Origin of the sequence: Pseudohalocynthiibacter aestuariivivens (assembly GCF_018457175.1) — a bacterium.
Classification (GTDB): domain Bacteria; phylum Pseudomonadota; class Alphaproteobacteria; order Rhodobacterales; family Rhodobacteraceae; genus Pseudohalocynthiibacter; species Pseudohalocynthiibacter aestuariivivens.
The window spans coordinates 1-14599 of record NZ_JAGFNU010000026.1 but is presented as its reverse complement, the minus strand read 5'-3'; the positions used below and the strand labels follow the sequence as shown (position 1 = coordinate 14599).

The following is a 14599-nucleotide window of genomic DNA, read 5'->3' as shown; positions in this document are numbered from 1 at the left end:
TCTCCTCCATGGACACATCCAAACCAGCAAAATACTCCATTGGTCAATATCCTTTTCAATGACATGAACATCAAGAACAACAGCTGAAACTAAACGCTGGTCCTGATTGCGCCATGTTGAAAAACTCGAAAAATCTGTGCCCTCATTTTTTCGTCAATTGTCCTTGTATCAGCAAAATCGACGCCATTTATCCAGAGGAGGTCATGCCAGCCCCTCACATCGCCAAACCGGTGTTTTGACCAGTCCCCTGGCCAAAAAACTCAACGGCCTCTCAACGGGTAACTTTTTCACCGAGTTTCGGAAAAACTGGAATTTGTCAACACAATCAGCCCAGAGTGTGCGTTGGGTTTTGGCGCTAAATGTGTCCGCGGTACAAAAAATGCTGCAAGAGCGCAGATTTCGGTGCTGCTGAGCAGCGTGGAAACCAGCAATTCGTGCAAATTGCTGCGAGGCTGACAGCGTCAGGTACCGGGTTTCGGGCACAGCACCAATTCACTGCGGTCGTACCAATGTCAGCTTCGCCTATTGGCCACATTCAAGTTCATGGCAGTCCTGGATTTTTCGAATAACAAATAAGATTCTGACCACTTCGGTGTGTTGAGCCGTCCGCGATTTGCAGAACAAGTCGTCGATGAGGTACGCGTGACCGCTGAGAGAGCTCTCTGAACTCAGGCGCGCATTCGAACTCCTATCAACATTTGGCTGTTAAGGGGCTTAAGCGCGTTTTCAGTTGGCGCACAGATATGCCGAACTGAACCAAAAGCGATGCCATTCACAACATGTATTTAGTTGAATTAGTCCCGATGTGATCTGACACCGCCTCCTCCGTTACGTTTAAGGATGCGCTGTAGAGTGCGCCTGTGCATGTTCAAAAGCCGCGCTGCGTATGAAACATTATCGCCCGCCTCATGAAAAACATGCTCAATATGCTCTATGCGGGCCTCGTTCGGCGAAATCGGATTGACCGGTGCCGGAGGAACTTGATCTTTCGGTGCGCGTAGAACGTCGACTATTTCGTCGGCCGTCGCTGGCTTGGCAATATAGTCCACAGCACCAATGCGCGCCGCTGCAACAGCGGTAGGAATGTCACCATATCCCGTTAAAATGATCGCCCGTGCCTCGGGGTCGTGTTTTTCCAACGATCTCACGACATCGAGACCGCTGCCATCGAGCAGCCACAGGTCGATGACCGCAAAGCCGGGAACGTCCTGTTCGATCGCTGCGAGCCCTTCGGCCACACTGGCGGCTGTCCGGGCCTCAAAGCCGCGTTTCTGCATGGCTATTGCGAGGCGGTCACGCAGGGCATCATCATCTTCGACGATGAGCATCGAATTATTGTCTATGATATCCAACATTTTGAGCACCTTTGAGTTGTATACGGAGCCCGACGCTGGCTGGATTGCCATCGCGTCAATCCGTCGCTCCACCAAATGACTAGCTGTTCAAACTTCCAAGTACAGCGGGGTCGATCTGGTGTCCTCTTGGGGACTAGGCTGTAGGTCCTAAACCGTACAGGTCGATTTCGTAGAGTTGCGGTGTAATTGAAATCTGGCCGAGTTGACCGTCCTTCCATACCTTGGTCTCATCAATGGAGCAGCGGCGGTTAGTCGTCAGGCTCTGGGATCTAGGTAGCTCAGACTTTCTTTAAGGATCTGCTTGTCCAGTTTAAGCGCCGCCACGATCTATTTGAGGCGCCCATTCGCCTTCTCCAGGCAGTGCATCTTCGACGGTTGTTATCGTTCCATTCCGCCAAGCCATTTTGCCGATTATACTACGTGACATCGCTGATCCCGATACCGCGACAGGCCGATGCAAAATTACTGCCACCCGCCGACCTAAACTCAATAGCGCGCAGTAGCATCAATACATCCTCGTCCGAATGCCGTTTCCTTGCTACTCAGAGCCCCCTGGCGAAACAAGTGAAGTGCCTCAGTTTTAAGTGGTGGAACGGCACCCATACTAACGTGAATCGCCTCTCCAACGGAAAGGATAAGTGATCCATAGCGAGCATTCTTCCGTAACATAAATATAGAAAACACGTGGAAACAAACGGCGTTCCAGAAGTGGGCTGCCGGATTAGAAAGGAACGCCAGATGAAACAGCTTGTCGTTAACGGATGGAATTTCATATTTGATGCTAATGTCAGCCCGCTTCGTAACATTCCCGATGTTGGGACACGACACTATGTGTTTCAGGCTTTGGCATTCATGTGGGCTGTTGCTTTTGCTACCGCTATCGGGAGCTACACGATATTTGCAGTAAGTATTCTCGGGCACACTGTCTTGATTGCGGCTGCAGCAATTACGGTCGCAACTTACACCACGGCTGCAAAGAAACCGAAGATGTTTGTATTCGGTTCGGGTCGTAGCAATGATGACGAACACGTTTAGCTGAAATAGCTGCCAGCGCAGCGAACGCTCACGTTTTCATGCGACCCGGCCATTTCGCACTCTGAAACACCCTAGTAGCACCGAATGATTGTTCTGAGCCCAATGTGTCGGATGCTGCATGCGCCATGGCCCTTGTGTTTGTTGCGAGCTACCAGACGTTTCAGTTTAGGGGGCAAGTGCGGACGCCTATGAGGCGGAATAAAAGCCGATGCTTGATACGGCAACGAGTGCACTAAACTCGTGACCTATTGCCACTATTCCGATGCGCCGAAGGCGTGTTGGGTCAAACAACGCTTCCACTCTATGCGCGATGAATGATGAGAAAGGTATTTGGACAGTCTGCCATTCAGACTTGGTCTCGAAGTCAGTGCGAAAGGATTGCCAAGATCGAGCTAACTGCGCCGTACGTAGCCGGAAGTCATAGATATGACTGTTCCCCCATACGGTCGCCTGAATGCCGTCCCAGGCGCTAATATCCACGCTCGAGCCATCCTGGCACAAATCAAACGCCATTTGGATAAATCCACCATTGTTGTCGAGAGAAACTTCTCCGCGTAGAACGGTTGCCTCTCGCCCTTCAAATATCTCATGAGTGACGTTCCCTGTAGATACGCCACCCATCACTGTGTCGGCCACGAATTCCCAATGAGGGTGAAGTTGCATGTTCTAGATCGCTCCTTTTATCCTGCGTTCTCTGCACTGTAGCGGTATATGAACCACGTCACACCTGATGTCGCTTGTAGGCCGGTTTTGATCTTTATGGTGACCACTTTCCCATATTTGAGTGAACCAAAAACGACTCCGACCCGTAACTATATTATCCAGCAAGGTGCTGGTGATAAATCTCATGGGAGAACTAAGATGATCCGCCGTACTTTTATTGCCCTCACATCAGCAGCCGCCTTTTCCACCGCTTCAATGGCGTTTGCAGATGGTCATTCCAAAGACATCGTCGACACTGCCGTTGGCGCAGGATCTTTCACAACGCTCGTTGCAGCAGTTCAGGCTGCTGGCCTTGTTGCCACCTTTAAAGGAGAAGGTCCGTTCACGGTTTTTGCACCCACAGATGAAGCTTTTGCCGCCCTGCCAGAGGGCACTGTTGCGTCGCTCTTGCTCCCCGAAAACAAAGACCAATTGGTTGCGATTCTGACCTATCATGTTGTCGCAGGCAAGGTGATGAGCACCGACCTAAGCAACGACATGGCGGCTCCTACGGTGCAGGGCGGTGACCTCAAAATTATGACCGAAGGCGGCGTAACGGTGAATGGTGCCAATGTTGTGACTGCGGACATTGAGGCCTCTAACGGAGTAATCCACGTCGTCGATGCCGTGCTTTTGCCCAAGTAAACAATGTTTGAATGGTCGCCCGTTTCGCGGGCGACCGACCCCTTTCCTACAAAACTACAAACTTGGAGTGAGCATGAAGGTTTTTTCAATCGCAGCCTGCGCAGCCGTCTTCGCAGGACCATCTTTCGCTGACGTGCGCGTCCAGTTTTTGGAACGTGCACCGAAGGATACTTTTATCGTTACAAACCAAGGGGCCTGTGCGATCGGGACTTCGGAGTTGGTCATTGATTTTCAGGGGACAAGCGCGGGGCTGATCTTTGACGTGTCAGGGTCGGGTGCGGGTGTGGAGGTGTTCCAGCCCTTTGAGGTGACCGAAGGCGCAGATTTTTTGACCAGCCTACCTACCATCTCTGATGGTGATCAAACCGCGACGCTATTGATCAATAATTTGGACCCGGCGCAAAGAATTGCGTTCACGATTGACGTTGATGACACGAATGGTGTGCGCGAAATCACTGTATCAGATAGCGAGATCAACGGTGCCACGGCAACATTGATCACAGCGCGCGATCGGGTGTCATCCGTGTTTGACACGAAGGCCGAGTTGGTGTTGCCCACGGCCGCTTGCTTGTCTTGAAGACACTGCAAAACAAAGCGCAGTCATGAAGCTTCGTTTAATCCTAGGCGATCAGTTATCGCTTTCGGTCGCGAGCCTTACTGATGCCACGAAAGAAGATCTGATTTTGATGTGTGAGGTCCGCCAAGAGGCGACCTATGTCAAACACCACAAAAAGAAGATCGTGTTTCTGTTTTCTGGGATGCGCCATTTCGCGCAAACACTCGTGAGCCAAGGGTTCAATGTCCACTACGTCGCATACGACGATCCAAAAAATACGGGGTCTTTGCGCGACGAGGTTGCTCGATTAACGGATGTGTATGACATCTCCGAGGTCATTGTCACAGCCCCGGGTGAATACCGCTTGCTGGCAGAGATGAAGCAATGGTCTGATGCGCTGAGCTTGCCAGTTACAATCCGTCCTGACGACCGCTTCCTGTGTACGACGGATAAATTTGCCGCTTGGGCCAAAGATCGCAAGCAGCTCCGCATGGAGCATTTCTACCGCGAGATGCGCCGCAAACATGCTGTGTTGATGTCCGATGACGGGCCGATCGGCGGGAAGTGGAACTATGATGCAGACAATCGCAAATCCCCACCTCAAAACCTGAAGGTACCTGACCCATTTCAAGCGGATGTTGATGACATCACCCAAGACGTCATTGCGCTTGTGGCTGAACATTTTCCCGACCACTTCGGCGATATCTATCCATTTCATTTCGCCGTGACGCGCGGCGCTGCTTTGCAAGCTCTGGATATGTTTGTTGATGAGCGGCTGAGGCTGTTTGGGGATTATCAGGACGCAATGGTCCAAGACGAACCATGGATGTTCCACAGTCACATCGGGCTTTATTTGAACTGCGGGTTTCTTACCCCCTTGGAGTGTATCACCCGTGCAGAGGCGGCCTTTCATGACGGGAGCGCGCCGCTGAACGCTGTTGAAGGATTCGTTCGGCAGATATTGGGATGGCGTGAATACGTGCGCGGCATCTATTGGCTCAAAATGCCCAACTATAAGGCGATGAATGTCCTTGAAGCCAAGCGCCCGTTGCCCGAATTTTACTGGACTGCCGACACGCAGATGAACTGCATGCGCCAATGCATTACGGAGACCAAGCAGAACGCCTATGCCCATCATATCCAACGGTTGATGGTCTTGGGCAACTTTGCATTGATCGCAGGTCTCGCCCCGGCGCAGGTCAATGACTGGTATCTATTGGTCTATGCGGATGCATACGAATGGGTCGAATTACCGAACGTGAGTGGCATGATCTTGTTCGCGGATGGCGGGCTGTTGGCGTCAAAACCCTATGCGGCCAGCGGTGCCTACATTCACAAAATGTCGAATTACTGCGAGTCTTGTCGATACAATCCCTCCGTAAAAAACGGCCCCAAAGCCTGTCCGTTTAACTATCTGTATTGGGACTTTATCGACCGCAACGCAGCCAAACTGCGTGGCAATCCAAGGATGGGATTTGCTTATAAAGGTCTGGATCGCATGACGGACGAGAAGCGAAGCGCGATCCGCGCGGATACTGAAAGGTTTTTCAACGAGATTGAGGCATATGAAAAAGGCTAACCTTCCGCAGAAAATATGCCACGTGTGCGCACGGCCCTTTAGCTGGCGCAAGAAGTGGGAAAAGGTTTGGGAAGACGTGCGCTATTGCTCTGCCAAATGTCGCGCCACGCGAAAGACGTCAGCAGCAAACGAAGGGATGCAATGACCCGAATGGCTCTTCTCTCAACCTTGCGGCAAACTGCCTACGACCGTTGCATTTCCCGCGCTGGCTTATCACATCTAGAAGGACAAAGGAGTAACACATGCGCTCACTTAATTTGCGAAGGCTGGCGCTGGTTGTCGCTCTGCTTGTTCCATCACTTGGCTCGGCCGAGAGCGCTATGATTGAATTCCCATTGTCTGAACCCGCCCTTTGAGATTACTTCAGCGATCAGGTTATGGGTGGGGTTTCGGAAGGCAGCACGACATTCGAGACCGTTGGTGAAAAGCCCGTCTTGCGGTTGACTGGCCGCGTCAGCACGGCCAACCGCGGCGGATTTATTCAGGCCCGTACCAAGTTGGATGCGCCATTGCCTGACACCGCGCAAGGCATCATTTTGAATGTGCGCGGCAACGATCAACCTTACTACCTGCACCTCAGAACAAAGTGGACTGTTTTGCCGTGGCAATTGTATCAAGCCGAATTTGATACATCTCAAGCATGGCGGGAAGTGCGCATTCCGTTCGAGGCATTCGCTCCTTACGGCGGGCTTTTACGCCAATCCTTCAAGATTTCAGATGTTCGTAGCATTGCCGTCGTTGCCTTTGGACGAGACCACAACGCAGATTTGTCTGTGCGTGCCATAGGAGTCTATTGATCCAAGGAAATTCCTCTCCGAACAAAGAACTGAAAAAAATGTATGGCGATAATCTTATACCCAATCAGCACAACGACATCTTACCCCGCGATATCTAGTGGGAGTGTCGTCCACTGACTGACGCTTCTGCCGGAAATGCTGCGAAGAGCATGAATGTTAATAATTCGAAAGCTTCGGCGCAGCGTTGACCAATGTGGTGAATGACTGCTTCGGGCGGTAAACAGACCCTGCGAACACCGCCTCGGATGGCAGCTTAGTCCCGCTCAGCAGTCGTTGGCGCAGACTGCAGCGAACTTCTGCTTTGAGCCCAAATTGACGGTACTGGTTTTCGTATTCGGATCCACACGGGGTTTGCACAATTGGAGTCGGTATCGCTACAGTGGTATCTGTCCATAGGGAGGCTGTCATGAAATCCGAAACTAATTCGGTCGTCGACCACTATACCCGCAACAATCTGATGGAGCGCATACGTGAGGCGCTTTCTAGTGCAGGTCACGATTCCGACATCCTGACAGTTTCAATGCTTAGCGAGCTTGATCACCTGCATGGCGGAGGTCTGACAACGACTGAAGTTCAAGCCGAACTTGCTCAAATACCATTTGGCTGCCAAGTTCTTGACGCCGGCTGTGGTATCGGCGGACCTAGCCGGTATCTGGCAGACACCTACGGTTGTCAGGTTTCCGCAATCGACCTTACGTCTGAATTCGTCGAAGTGGCCCACCAACTAAACGAACAGGTTGGTCTTGACGACAAAATCACCGTAACAGTTGGAAGCGTTACTGAGCTTCCTTACGAGGATCATAGCTTTGATGTGGTTTTAAGTCAGAATGTATCGATGAATGTGGCTGACAAGACTAAGATGTTCAGCGAAGCTTTTCGTGTTCTCAAACCACGTGGAATATTCACATTCAGCCATCTTGCTGATGGCCCGAACGCGCCGCCGATTTATCCGTTGCCTTGGGCGCTTACTCCGGATGTCAGCTTTTTGGAAACTCCACAGAAAATCATAGATGTGTTGTCGGCCGCCGGATTTGTTGAAATTGAAGATAAAGCCTCGGTGGCAAGCTCAAAACCTGGCGGTCCGCCGCCGTCGGGGACGATCGGGGGAGCGCCAGCAATGGGCGACGATATGCCCGCAAGAATTCAGAACTCGATTCAGTCAAATCAAGAGGGCCGACTGATACCAATGATGGTAGTTGCTCGCCGCCCATCCTAAGTCGGACCGCGCAGCACACATTGCCGATTTAGGGTTCTTCTAATTTGGAATAAATCAGTCAAATTCCCGCACAGACCAGTATTGTCGACTTTGTAAGCGCAGGCACGAAATCAGGGTCTGACCACCCAACGCTGAAGCAGAGCGCGTCTCAGTCCACCGAGGGATGATTATCGGGCAAGCATCTCAGCCAAAATGGTGTCGAAATCCTCGCCCGCCTCGGCCCGGGCGATGAGTTCCAAAAGCCCGGCATGCCCGGCCTTTCGTTCAATGCGCGCAACCTCGGTGGCTGCGGCTCTATATGCGCGGCCAACGCCAAGAGCGCGATAGGCGTCGCCCCAGTTCCAGAAGTTACGCACTCTACGCACGCGCGCTCTGTCGGAGGCAGTGATCTGACCATGCCAGATAGGATGATTTGCGACATGGGTCGCAAGCCCTTCGTCGAACCACGTCGGATACGGCTGCCGGACAAGGTTCGAAATACCCATTGACCGGTGTAGCCGCGAATGGGTCATCTCATGCGTGAGTGTTCCTTGCGTCAGACCTCCTGGGCTGACCATGACCGCCATATCGGCTATGGAAAGCCCGTTCCCGCCGATGCCGAAAGAATGTGCACAGACCCGTGTGGTGCAGAGAATGAGTGTCGGGTGCGCGGCATCGCCGAAAAAGTCGATCACCCTCGCGCGCGATGCGTTAGCAATGTCCAGAAGCTCACCCGCGCGACCTGGTGCATCGGTCCAAACGCGTGGCGCGATTTCCGAAAGCCCATAGGCGTGGGGTATCGCTACACGGTGGTTTCCCGGAATAGCCACGCCCAGAACCAGCGCGGCGAGCACCCCGTTGGTGACAAAACTAAAAATCCGGGCTAGCACGGCGATCAACCAGTCAAAATTTCGGCCAATGCCACCCTGCGCAATCGAAGACGCGGGAGCGATCAGCGTTGGAATCTTCTGCGCTATATACGCTGTTTAGGTTCTCGTTTTCTTCAGTCATTTTGAACCTCCACAAGCAGATGTCTGCGCTCACTTGGTAACGCATAGTCAAATTATGACAACTTCGGAACTCCTCAAAGTTGAACGCTTTAACTATCTTAGCAAACGGCAGCTTTATCCGCATAGCAGTCATCGGTGCAGACGGCAGAGAAAGTCTGCTTTGAGCCAAAACTGGCAATTCTTTGCGAAGTGACTAGTGTCGGCTTTGGTATAAGGAGCACGCAATATGAGCAGCATGAAAGCGGTTGTCGTCCGCGAAGCCGGAGGGCCGGACGTCTTGAGCGTGGAAACCATGGCAATCCCAACACCGAAGCCTGGTTGGGTGCTGATCCGCGTGCGGTCCTTTGGGTTGAACAGATCAGAGCTTTTCACCCGTCAAGGACATTCTCCGAACGTTCCTTTCCCCCGTGTACTTGGAATTGAAGCGGTGGGCGAGGTTGTCTCGGCACCAGATGGTGGATTTGGTGAAGGCGACAAGGTTGCGACCGCAATGGGCGGAATGGGCAGACAATATGATGGCGGCTATGCCGAATATACTCTCGTCCCCGTGGGGCAGGTTCAGAAACTTGACACAACGCTGCCTTGGCATGTCCTTGGGGCGCTGCCCGAGATGGTTCAGACCGCGTGGGGGTCACTGCATACCTCACTTGGGGCTAAGAGCGGCGAAACGCTTTTGATCCGCGGCGGCACGACTTCGGTGGGTTTGACGGCAGCGATTATTGCCAAGAATGCAGGTTTGCGCGTGCTGGCGACTTCCCGACGAGAGGACAGGCGCGACATGCTACTGAAGAATGGCGCTGATGAAGTCTATATTGACGGAGGTGAAATTGCCCCTGCCGTTAGGGCGGCCCATCCAGAAGGTGTGCATCGGGTCTTGGAACTTGTCGGAACGACAACGCTGCTGGACAGCCTGCAATGTACCGCGATGGGCGGCTCCGTCTGTATGACAGGTATGGTCGGGAACGCATGGGAGCTTGAGCACTTCAGTCCGATGGGGGCGATCCCAACAGCGGTGAACCTGACGACCTACGCGGGCGGCGCTGAGGACTTCATTTCGACGCCATTGCAACAAGCGGTCGATGCCGTAGCGGCGGGAACTTTCATCCCGCCGATAGGAAAGACCTTTTCCATCGATGATATCGTCGCGGCGCACCGTGCGATGGAAGAAAATACCGCAGGCGGAAAAATTGTGGTCACGACGTAGGAGCATAGCAGACATCTGACCAAGCCGGACGAACGGCAACAAAGTCCGCACAGCAGACCTAGGGTTGCAACGCGGCGAATGACTGCTGTGAGCCCAGAGTGTAAAAATTCTGCGGTGCAGCCAATGACCGCTTCTCAAGTTACACAAACCAAAGAAGGGCGTAGCCATGCTGTACTTTCCGAATGCATGTCAGTCAGCATTAGTAAAATAGGACCGCTTCCAGAAGATCACAGCCAAGAATAGCAAACTGACGAGGTTAGGCACTAAAATTTGCGCAAGCCCAAGCCGGTCGCTCACAGTGAGCAAAGCAACAATCCCATTGAGAATGAATAACCCAATGTAGAAAAAGGCCCACTTCACGCCCCAGGGTTTTCCATTCCAAAGGGCGTAAAAGAATATCGCAGGCCCTGTGAAATCGAGAAACAGGACTACGAGAAACGCGCCAATGCCGAACACAAATATACCCAACACCGGCAAACCGTTTTCCATCAGGTTTGGTAGGTTCATCGCCGATCCTAAAGCCCACACGACCATCACGACAGACAGAATCTTAAGCGCTAGAGGAATGGGCTTCCAGCCCGTTCGTCGTGAGACTTCCGCGCTCATTTTATACTACCCATGAGCTCCGCAAGTTTATCGAAGGCTTGGTTCCATCCACCTTCACCGGCTGAACCCTCTGGTACACCGACGTGAACCATCGTCATCGTGGTCTTGCCGCCGGCTTCGCTCAGTTCAACAATGACTTCGGTGATATCAGGGTGCCCCGATGGCATACCCATGCTTTGGGGAGAGATAATCGTGCCGTCTTCGTCGCACATGCTTTCAGTATAGACGAGGCGAGACGGGCTTTTGATCTCTTTGTAAACACCTATAAACCACATCGACATCGTGCGCTCAGGCGACTTCATCTCCATACAAATCTTGCGTGTTCCGCCGACAACCAAATCCATTTCGGCTGTTGGAACAGACATCCCCATGGGGCCGTACCATTGCTTGAAAAGCTCTGGATCAGTCCACATTTTCCAAACATTCTCAATCGAAGCATCAAATTCACGCTGTAACTTTACCCAAGTTTGTTGATCACTCATCGCTTGTTTCCTTCATTGTCAGGAGAATTTCGTTCATCACGTCAAAACGCGTGACCCAGATGTGGCGGTACTGATCGGTCCAATCGGCGACGACTTTTAGCGGTCGTGCATTCAATGTGCAGGGTCGGAATTGCGCATCCCGACCCCGTGTGATCAGACCAGCATTTTCAAGAACACGGATATGCTTTGAGATTGCAGGCAGGCTCATATCGAACGGCTCTGCCAAGGCGTTTACGGTTGCTTCGCCCTGCGCCAGATGCGCAAGGATCGCTCTCCGGGTCGGATTGGCTAAGGCGGCAAAGGCCACGTCAAGCTGATCAGACTTATCCATAGCTACATTTAATATACCACATGGTTAATTAATCAAGTGGTATAATACAGAGATCAACCCAACTTGTGAATCTCGCATTCACTAGTGTTTCCCAAAGCCGACATTGCTGAATATCTACTAATCGGCAGCTTCGTCCGCATAGCGGACACTTGCGACAATCAGCTTGTACGACTGCTATGCGGACTTAGCGAGCCTTCGCTGCGGTTGCTCCAATGACCCCTTTGGACAAGCACTAATCTGCTCCGGTACTTGACAAACCTGAGGTCTTGATCGCAGACAGGCGCGCGCTTCAAAGCAAGCCGAGCTGTGACATTTTCAGCAAATGGCTGTTGTTGGCGGTTTTGTATCTCACTTGGCGTTATGCGCCCGACTCTCCTGTGGGCCATTGCCGGGGCGTAGTTTGCTGCTCTGTCATCTCGGATCTGCGGCTGGCGGCTGACGAACGCTGGGCATAAAGTGTGAGGAAGACGCCGAGACCAACCAGAGCGCAGGCGAAAATTTTCCAACCATCAACCGTCTCCCCCAGAAAAGCTGCGCCCATAATCAGCGTGACGATTGGAATAAGCGCTGTCAAAGCCGCCCCAGCCGAGGCTCCTAAGTATTCTGTTGACTTTGTGAATGCAAATACCGCCAAAGCACCAGTGAGCGCACCTTGGTAAATCGCTTGGGCTGCAATGTCGCGCACCGGAGCCTGCAATATTTGCCCCCCAAAAAACACAAGATAGACCGGCAGAAACGATAGAGCTGATCCGACGGCAATGATCGCGGTTGCATGAAGGGCGGGGAGATTGGTTTTCCGCACGATGATGACATAGCTCGCCCACATCCCACCCGTTATTGCGAAAATGAGGTGCCCGAAGGAGGCCTGCCTCAAAGTCAGCAGGTCCGTGAACAGCGCGGTCCCGGCCAGCACCGCCAGTATCCCTGCGATTTTGGCCACCCTCATGTTTTCGCCCAGAAAGATCCACCCAAGAATGCCAACGAACACAGCCATGAGACCTGGATTGATCGCCCCGGCGTCAGAGGCAGGCGCAAACTCAAACCCGAAGGACAGCACCATTATGTAGGGCGCGCCATTGCACGTGACGAGAGCCAGAACACCCAAGACGCCCAGCTTGTCCATCGCCCACCCGCGTCGCCAGATGACACCGACCAACAACAAGGCCGCGATGCCAAAACGCAGTGCCGCAAGATCGAACGGCGTGAGGGATGTCTGAACGCCAAGCCGCAACATGACGAGAGATCCGGACAATACCGCGACGGCGATGCCGCCCCAAAACAGGCCTGACAATAGGGTCTTCGTTGATGCATCCACGTCTGTTCTCCTCAGTTGAGGGGAAGTTAGCCCTGTTCATCACATTAGAAAAACGATACATTCTGGACTTATGAATGAGATATCCTCACCGTTATTTTCTAGTGATGCTGAGCCAATGCGGACGATTAGCCTCGACATGGCGCGCACATTTGCGGCGATTTGTGACACAGGGAGTTTTCGATTGGCCGCAAACCGCGTCAATCGCTCCCCTTCGGCTGTCAGCTTACAAGTTGCAAAGCTCGAAGAGCTCCTGAACTGTGAGCTGCTGCACAGAGATGCCCGGAAGGTCACGTTGACCCAAGCAGGTGAACAGTTTTTGGGATATGCCCGTCGCCTGCTGAGCCTGAACGATGAGACGCTGTCAAAATTTCGCGGGTCGACACTTTCGGGACATCTGCGGCTTGCTGCACCGCATGATTTGGGAATATCGACGGTTCCCGCGCTTTTGAAACGCTTTGCCGTGACGCACCCGAACATATGCGTCGAAGTCAGACTGGATGCATGTGATGCGGCTCAGGACCTTTTTGGGTCTGGAAATGCACAGGTAGTCTTTTTCAGTGAGCAGAATTCTAGGATACGCGCTGCGCGCAAACTCTATACGGAAGAGCTTTGTTGGTTGCAAGCGACAGATGGTGCGGCCGTGCAGAATACGCCTCTGCCAATTGCTGTTTCGGAAAAGGGGTGTTCGTGGCGGGATGCAGCACTTGCCGCGTTGGATCAGGCAGCAATCCCTTATCGAGTGGCTTATTCGAGCGACACATCCGCAGGGCAGCTGGCGGCGGTGCGGGCTGATCTTGCAATTGCAGCGTTGCCAAAAGCAATTGCAAAGAACGATGTTTCACTTGTTTCGTCGGAACTTGGTTTGCCAAGCATCGGTAATGTGACGACCTTTATGGCACACGACGATAGCAAGAACGCAGTTGCCTTTGCCGCGCATGTTGAAGCGCATCTGGCAGAATCTCCGTATCGTTGATCAGATTCAAAAAGCCAAGCGCGCCTTGGCTTCCCGCTATCCACTGCCCATCAAGCACCGAGAAACAGGATCGAAAAATCGGTTCAAACTGCCCTCTCTGGTGCTCGAAGCACATTGTAACGCGACGGAGTGAAGAAACGTCCGAAGTAAGGGCGATACTGCTGCGGATCGCTGAGGCGGCCTGTAAGACACGTCAGGTCAGACACCGCCAAACCTGCCATTCGTGCGCTGCGCAGCATTGGTTAAAACGGGCTCAAAGCAGGCGTTCGCTGCCGCCTGCACCAATGACTGCTGTGCGGGACTTTGCTGCCGTTCGCCGGTGCATTAAGTTCATCCAAACTTCGAGCCGTTTCAATGCGAAAGGAAGAGCCAATGTCCATCGAAATTCGCCCCGCCAAAGTCTTGGAGAACCCTGATCAGTTGAAAGGCTTGGTGCACGATTATCTTGACCATGAAATTCGTGAACTGCGTAAGGTCTCGGGAGTTGCCCTCGACACTGATGAATTGGTTTCAAATACATTTGATCATATCGACGAGTATCTTCCACCGAATGGGGGTTTGCACCTCGCAATCGATACTGAACAGAAACTTTTGGGATGCGTTTTTCTAAAGATGATCCGTAAGGATGCCTGTGAAGTTAAGCGTCTTTATGTGCGACCATCAGCGCGTGGGATGGGTTTGGGTCGTAAGCTGATGGAAAGCATTCTCAAGGATGCTCGAAACCTAGGCGCAGAAAGCGTTCTATTGGACACAGGCATCTACGACACGGCGGCGCAGGCTTTGTATCTTAAGCTCGGGTTTCGTAAAATCGAAT

At 52.6% G+C, this 14599-nt stretch carries 16 protein-coding genes and 1 pseudogene; 10 read left to right on the top strand and 7 right to left on the bottom strand.

Going from position 1 to position 14599, the window contains the following annotated elements:
• Positions 1-794: 794 nt before the first annotated feature.
• The gene (locus J4E70_RS18825) at positions 795-1355 is read right to left on the bottom strand and encodes a response regulator transcription factor (protein WP_213891424.1); all 561 of its coding nucleotides are present in this window, start codon (positions 1353-1355) and stop codon (positions 795-797) included.
• A 738-nt stretch (positions 1356-2093) separates the two neighbouring features.
• Between J4E70_RS18825 and J4E70_RS18820 the strand changes: the two genes are divergently transcribed.
• A complete protein-coding gene (locus tag J4E70_RS18820; RefSeq protein WP_213891422.1) occupies positions 2094-2390 on the top strand; it encodes a hypothetical protein in 297 nt (98 codons plus the stop codon).
• Positions 2391-2576: 186 nt separating this feature from the next.
• Here J4E70_RS18820 and J4E70_RS18815 read toward each other — a convergent pair whose 3' ends face one another.
• Entirely contained in the window at positions 2577-3053 is a 477-nt protein-coding gene (locus J4E70_RS18815) for a CIA30 family protein (protein WP_213891420.1), read from the bottom strand.
• Between the two features lie 198 nt (positions 3054-3251).
• Between J4E70_RS18815 and J4E70_RS18810 the strand changes: the two genes are divergently transcribed.
• From J4E70_RS18810 to J4E70_RS18785, 6 genes and pseudogenes are all read left to right on the top strand, one after another.
• Entirely contained in the window at positions 3252-3737 is a 486-nt protein-coding gene (locus tag J4E70_RS18810; RefSeq protein WP_213891418.1) for a fasciclin domain-containing protein, read from the top strand.
• Between the two features lie 73 nt (positions 3738-3810).
• Complete coding sequence (locus J4E70_RS18805; RefSeq protein ID WP_213891416.1) at positions 3811-4314, top strand: aggregation factor core; 504 nt, start codon at positions 3811-3813, stop codon at positions 4312-4314.
• Positions 4315-4339: 25 nt separating this feature from the next.
• The gene (locus J4E70_RS18800) at positions 4340-5872 is read left to right on the top strand and encodes a cryptochrome/photolyase family protein (RefSeq protein ID WP_213891414.1); all 1533 of its coding nucleotides are present in this window, start codon (positions 4340-4342) and stop codon (positions 5870-5872) included.
• Complete coding sequence (locus tag J4E70_RS19755; RefSeq protein WP_213891413.1) at positions 5859-6017, top strand: DUF2256 domain-containing protein; 159 nt, start codon at positions 5859-5861, stop codon at positions 6015-6017. Before J4E70_RS18800 ends, J4E70_RS19755 begins: the two co-directional genes overlap by 14 nt.
• A 229-nt stretch (positions 6018-6246) precedes the next feature.
• A pseudogene (locus J4E70_RS18790) lies at positions 6247-6669 on the top strand (CIA30 family protein); the annotation flags it as partial.
• Positions 6670-7075: 406 nt separating this feature from the next.
• A complete protein-coding gene (locus J4E70_RS18785; protein WP_213891409.1) occupies positions 7076-7885 on the top strand; it encodes a class I SAM-dependent methyltransferase in 810 nt (269 codons plus the stop codon).
• A 167-nt stretch (positions 7886-8052) separates the two neighbouring features.
• Here J4E70_RS18785 and J4E70_RS18780 read toward each other — a convergent pair whose 3' ends face one another.
• A complete protein-coding gene (locus tag J4E70_RS18780; protein WP_213891407.1) occupies positions 8053-8754 on the bottom strand; it encodes a hypothetical protein in 702 nt (233 codons plus the stop codon).
• 346 nt (positions 8755-9100) lie between these two features.
• Here J4E70_RS18780 and J4E70_RS18775 point away from each other — a divergent pair, with 346 nt between their 5' ends.
• Positions 9101-10078: a zinc-binding alcohol dehydrogenase family protein gene (locus J4E70_RS18775; protein WP_213891405.1), complete on the top strand. Its 978-nt coding sequence runs from the start codon at positions 9101-9103 to the stop codon at positions 10076-10078.
• A gap of 189 nt (positions 10079-10267) precedes the next feature.
• Here the strand turns inward: J4E70_RS18775 and J4E70_RS18770 are convergent, their stop codons facing one another.
• The 4 genes from J4E70_RS18770 to J4E70_RS18755 all read right to left on the bottom strand — a co-directional run bounded on the left by J4E70_RS18770 (position 10268) and on the right by J4E70_RS18755 (position 12812).
• On the bottom strand, positions 10268-10684 hold the full coding sequence (locus J4E70_RS18770) for a hypothetical protein (RefSeq protein WP_213891404.1): 417 nt from the start codon (positions 10682-10684) through the stop codon (positions 10268-10270).
• Complete coding sequence (locus tag J4E70_RS18765; protein ID WP_213891402.1) at positions 10681-11166, bottom strand: SRPBCC family protein; 486 nt, start codon at positions 11164-11166, stop codon at positions 10681-10683. The genes J4E70_RS18770 and J4E70_RS18765 overlap by 4 nt, the downstream gene beginning before the upstream one ends.
• The gene (locus J4E70_RS18760) at positions 11159-11497 is read right to left on the bottom strand and encodes an ArsR/SmtB family transcription factor (protein ID WP_213891400.1); all 339 of its coding nucleotides are present in this window, start codon (positions 11495-11497) and stop codon (positions 11159-11161) included. The genes J4E70_RS18765 and J4E70_RS18760 overlap by 8 nt, the downstream gene beginning before the upstream one ends.
• Before the next feature lie 358 nt (positions 11498-11855).
• The gene (locus J4E70_RS18755) at positions 11856-12812 is read right to left on the bottom strand and encodes a DMT family transporter (protein ID WP_213891398.1); all 957 of its coding nucleotides are present in this window, start codon (positions 12810-12812) and stop codon (positions 11856-11858) included.
• Positions 12813-12927: 115 nt separating this feature from the next.
• On the opposite strand from J4E70_RS18755, the gene J4E70_RS18750 reads away from it, so the two are divergent.
• Both J4E70_RS18750 and J4E70_RS18745 read left to right on the top strand, forming a co-directional pair.
• On the top strand, positions 12928-13785 hold the full coding sequence (locus tag J4E70_RS18750; RefSeq protein ID WP_170865130.1) for a LysR substrate-binding domain-containing protein: 858 nt from the start codon (positions 12928-12930) through the stop codon (positions 13783-13785).
• A gap of 372 nt (positions 13786-14157) precedes the next feature.
• Positions 14158-14599, top strand: a 442-nt coding sequence (locus tag J4E70_RS18745; RefSeq protein ID WP_213891396.1) for a GNAT family N-acetyltransferase, incomplete at its 3' end; no start/stop codon positions are given.

What these genes read in the sequence shown, in the direction of transcription:
- J4E70_RS18810 (WP_213891418.1), top strand. Translation starts at nt 3,252, where the DNA reads ATGATCCGCCGTACTTTTATTGCCCTCACATCAGCAGCCGCCTTTTCC.
- J4E70_RS18750 (WP_170865130.1), top strand. Translation starts at nt 12,928, where the DNA reads ATGCGGACGATTAGCCTCGACATGGCGCGCACATTTGCGGCGATTTGT.
- J4E70_RS18825 (WP_213891424.1), bottom strand. Translation starts at nt 1,355, where the DNA reads ATGTTGGATATCATAGACAATAATTCGATGCTCATCGTCGAAGATGAT.
- J4E70_RS18815 (WP_213891420.1), bottom strand. Translation starts at nt 3,053, where the DNA reads ATGCAACTTCACCCTCATTGGGAATTCGTGGCCGACACAGTGATGGGT.
- J4E70_RS18820 (WP_213891422.1), top strand. Translation starts at nt 2,094, where the DNA reads ATGAAACAGCTTGTCGTTAACGGATGGAATTTCATATTTGATGCTAAT.
- J4E70_RS18785 (WP_213891409.1), top strand. Translation starts at nt 7,076, where the DNA reads ATGAAATCCGAAACTAATTCGGTCGTCGACCACTATACCCGCAACAAT.
- J4E70_RS19755 (WP_213891413.1), top strand. Translation starts at nt 5,859, where the DNA reads ATGAAAAAGGCTAACCTTCCGCAGAAAATATGCCACGTGTGCGCACGG.
- J4E70_RS18805 (WP_213891416.1), top strand. Translation starts at nt 3,811, where the DNA reads ATGAAGGTTTTTTCAATCGCAGCCTGCGCAGCCGTCTTCGCAGGACCA.
- J4E70_RS18800 (WP_213891414.1), top strand. Translation starts at nt 4,340, where the DNA reads ATGAAGCTTCGTTTAATCCTAGGCGATCAGTTATCGCTTTCGGTCGCG.
- J4E70_RS18765 (WP_213891402.1), bottom strand. Translation starts at nt 11,166, where the DNA reads ATGAGTGATCAACAAACTTGGGTAAAGTTACAGCGTGAATTTGATGCT.
- J4E70_RS18770 (WP_213891404.1), bottom strand. Translation starts at nt 10,684, where the DNA reads ATGAGCGCGGAAGTCTCACGACGAACGGGCTGGAAGCCCATTCCTCTA.
- J4E70_RS18760 (WP_213891400.1), bottom strand. Translation starts at nt 11,497, where the DNA reads ATGGATAAGTCTGATCAGCTTGACGTGGCCTTTGCCGCCTTAGCCAAT.
- J4E70_RS18775 (WP_213891405.1), top strand. Translation starts at nt 9,101, where the DNA reads ATGAGCAGCATGAAAGCGGTTGTCGTCCGCGAAGCCGGAGGGCCGGAC.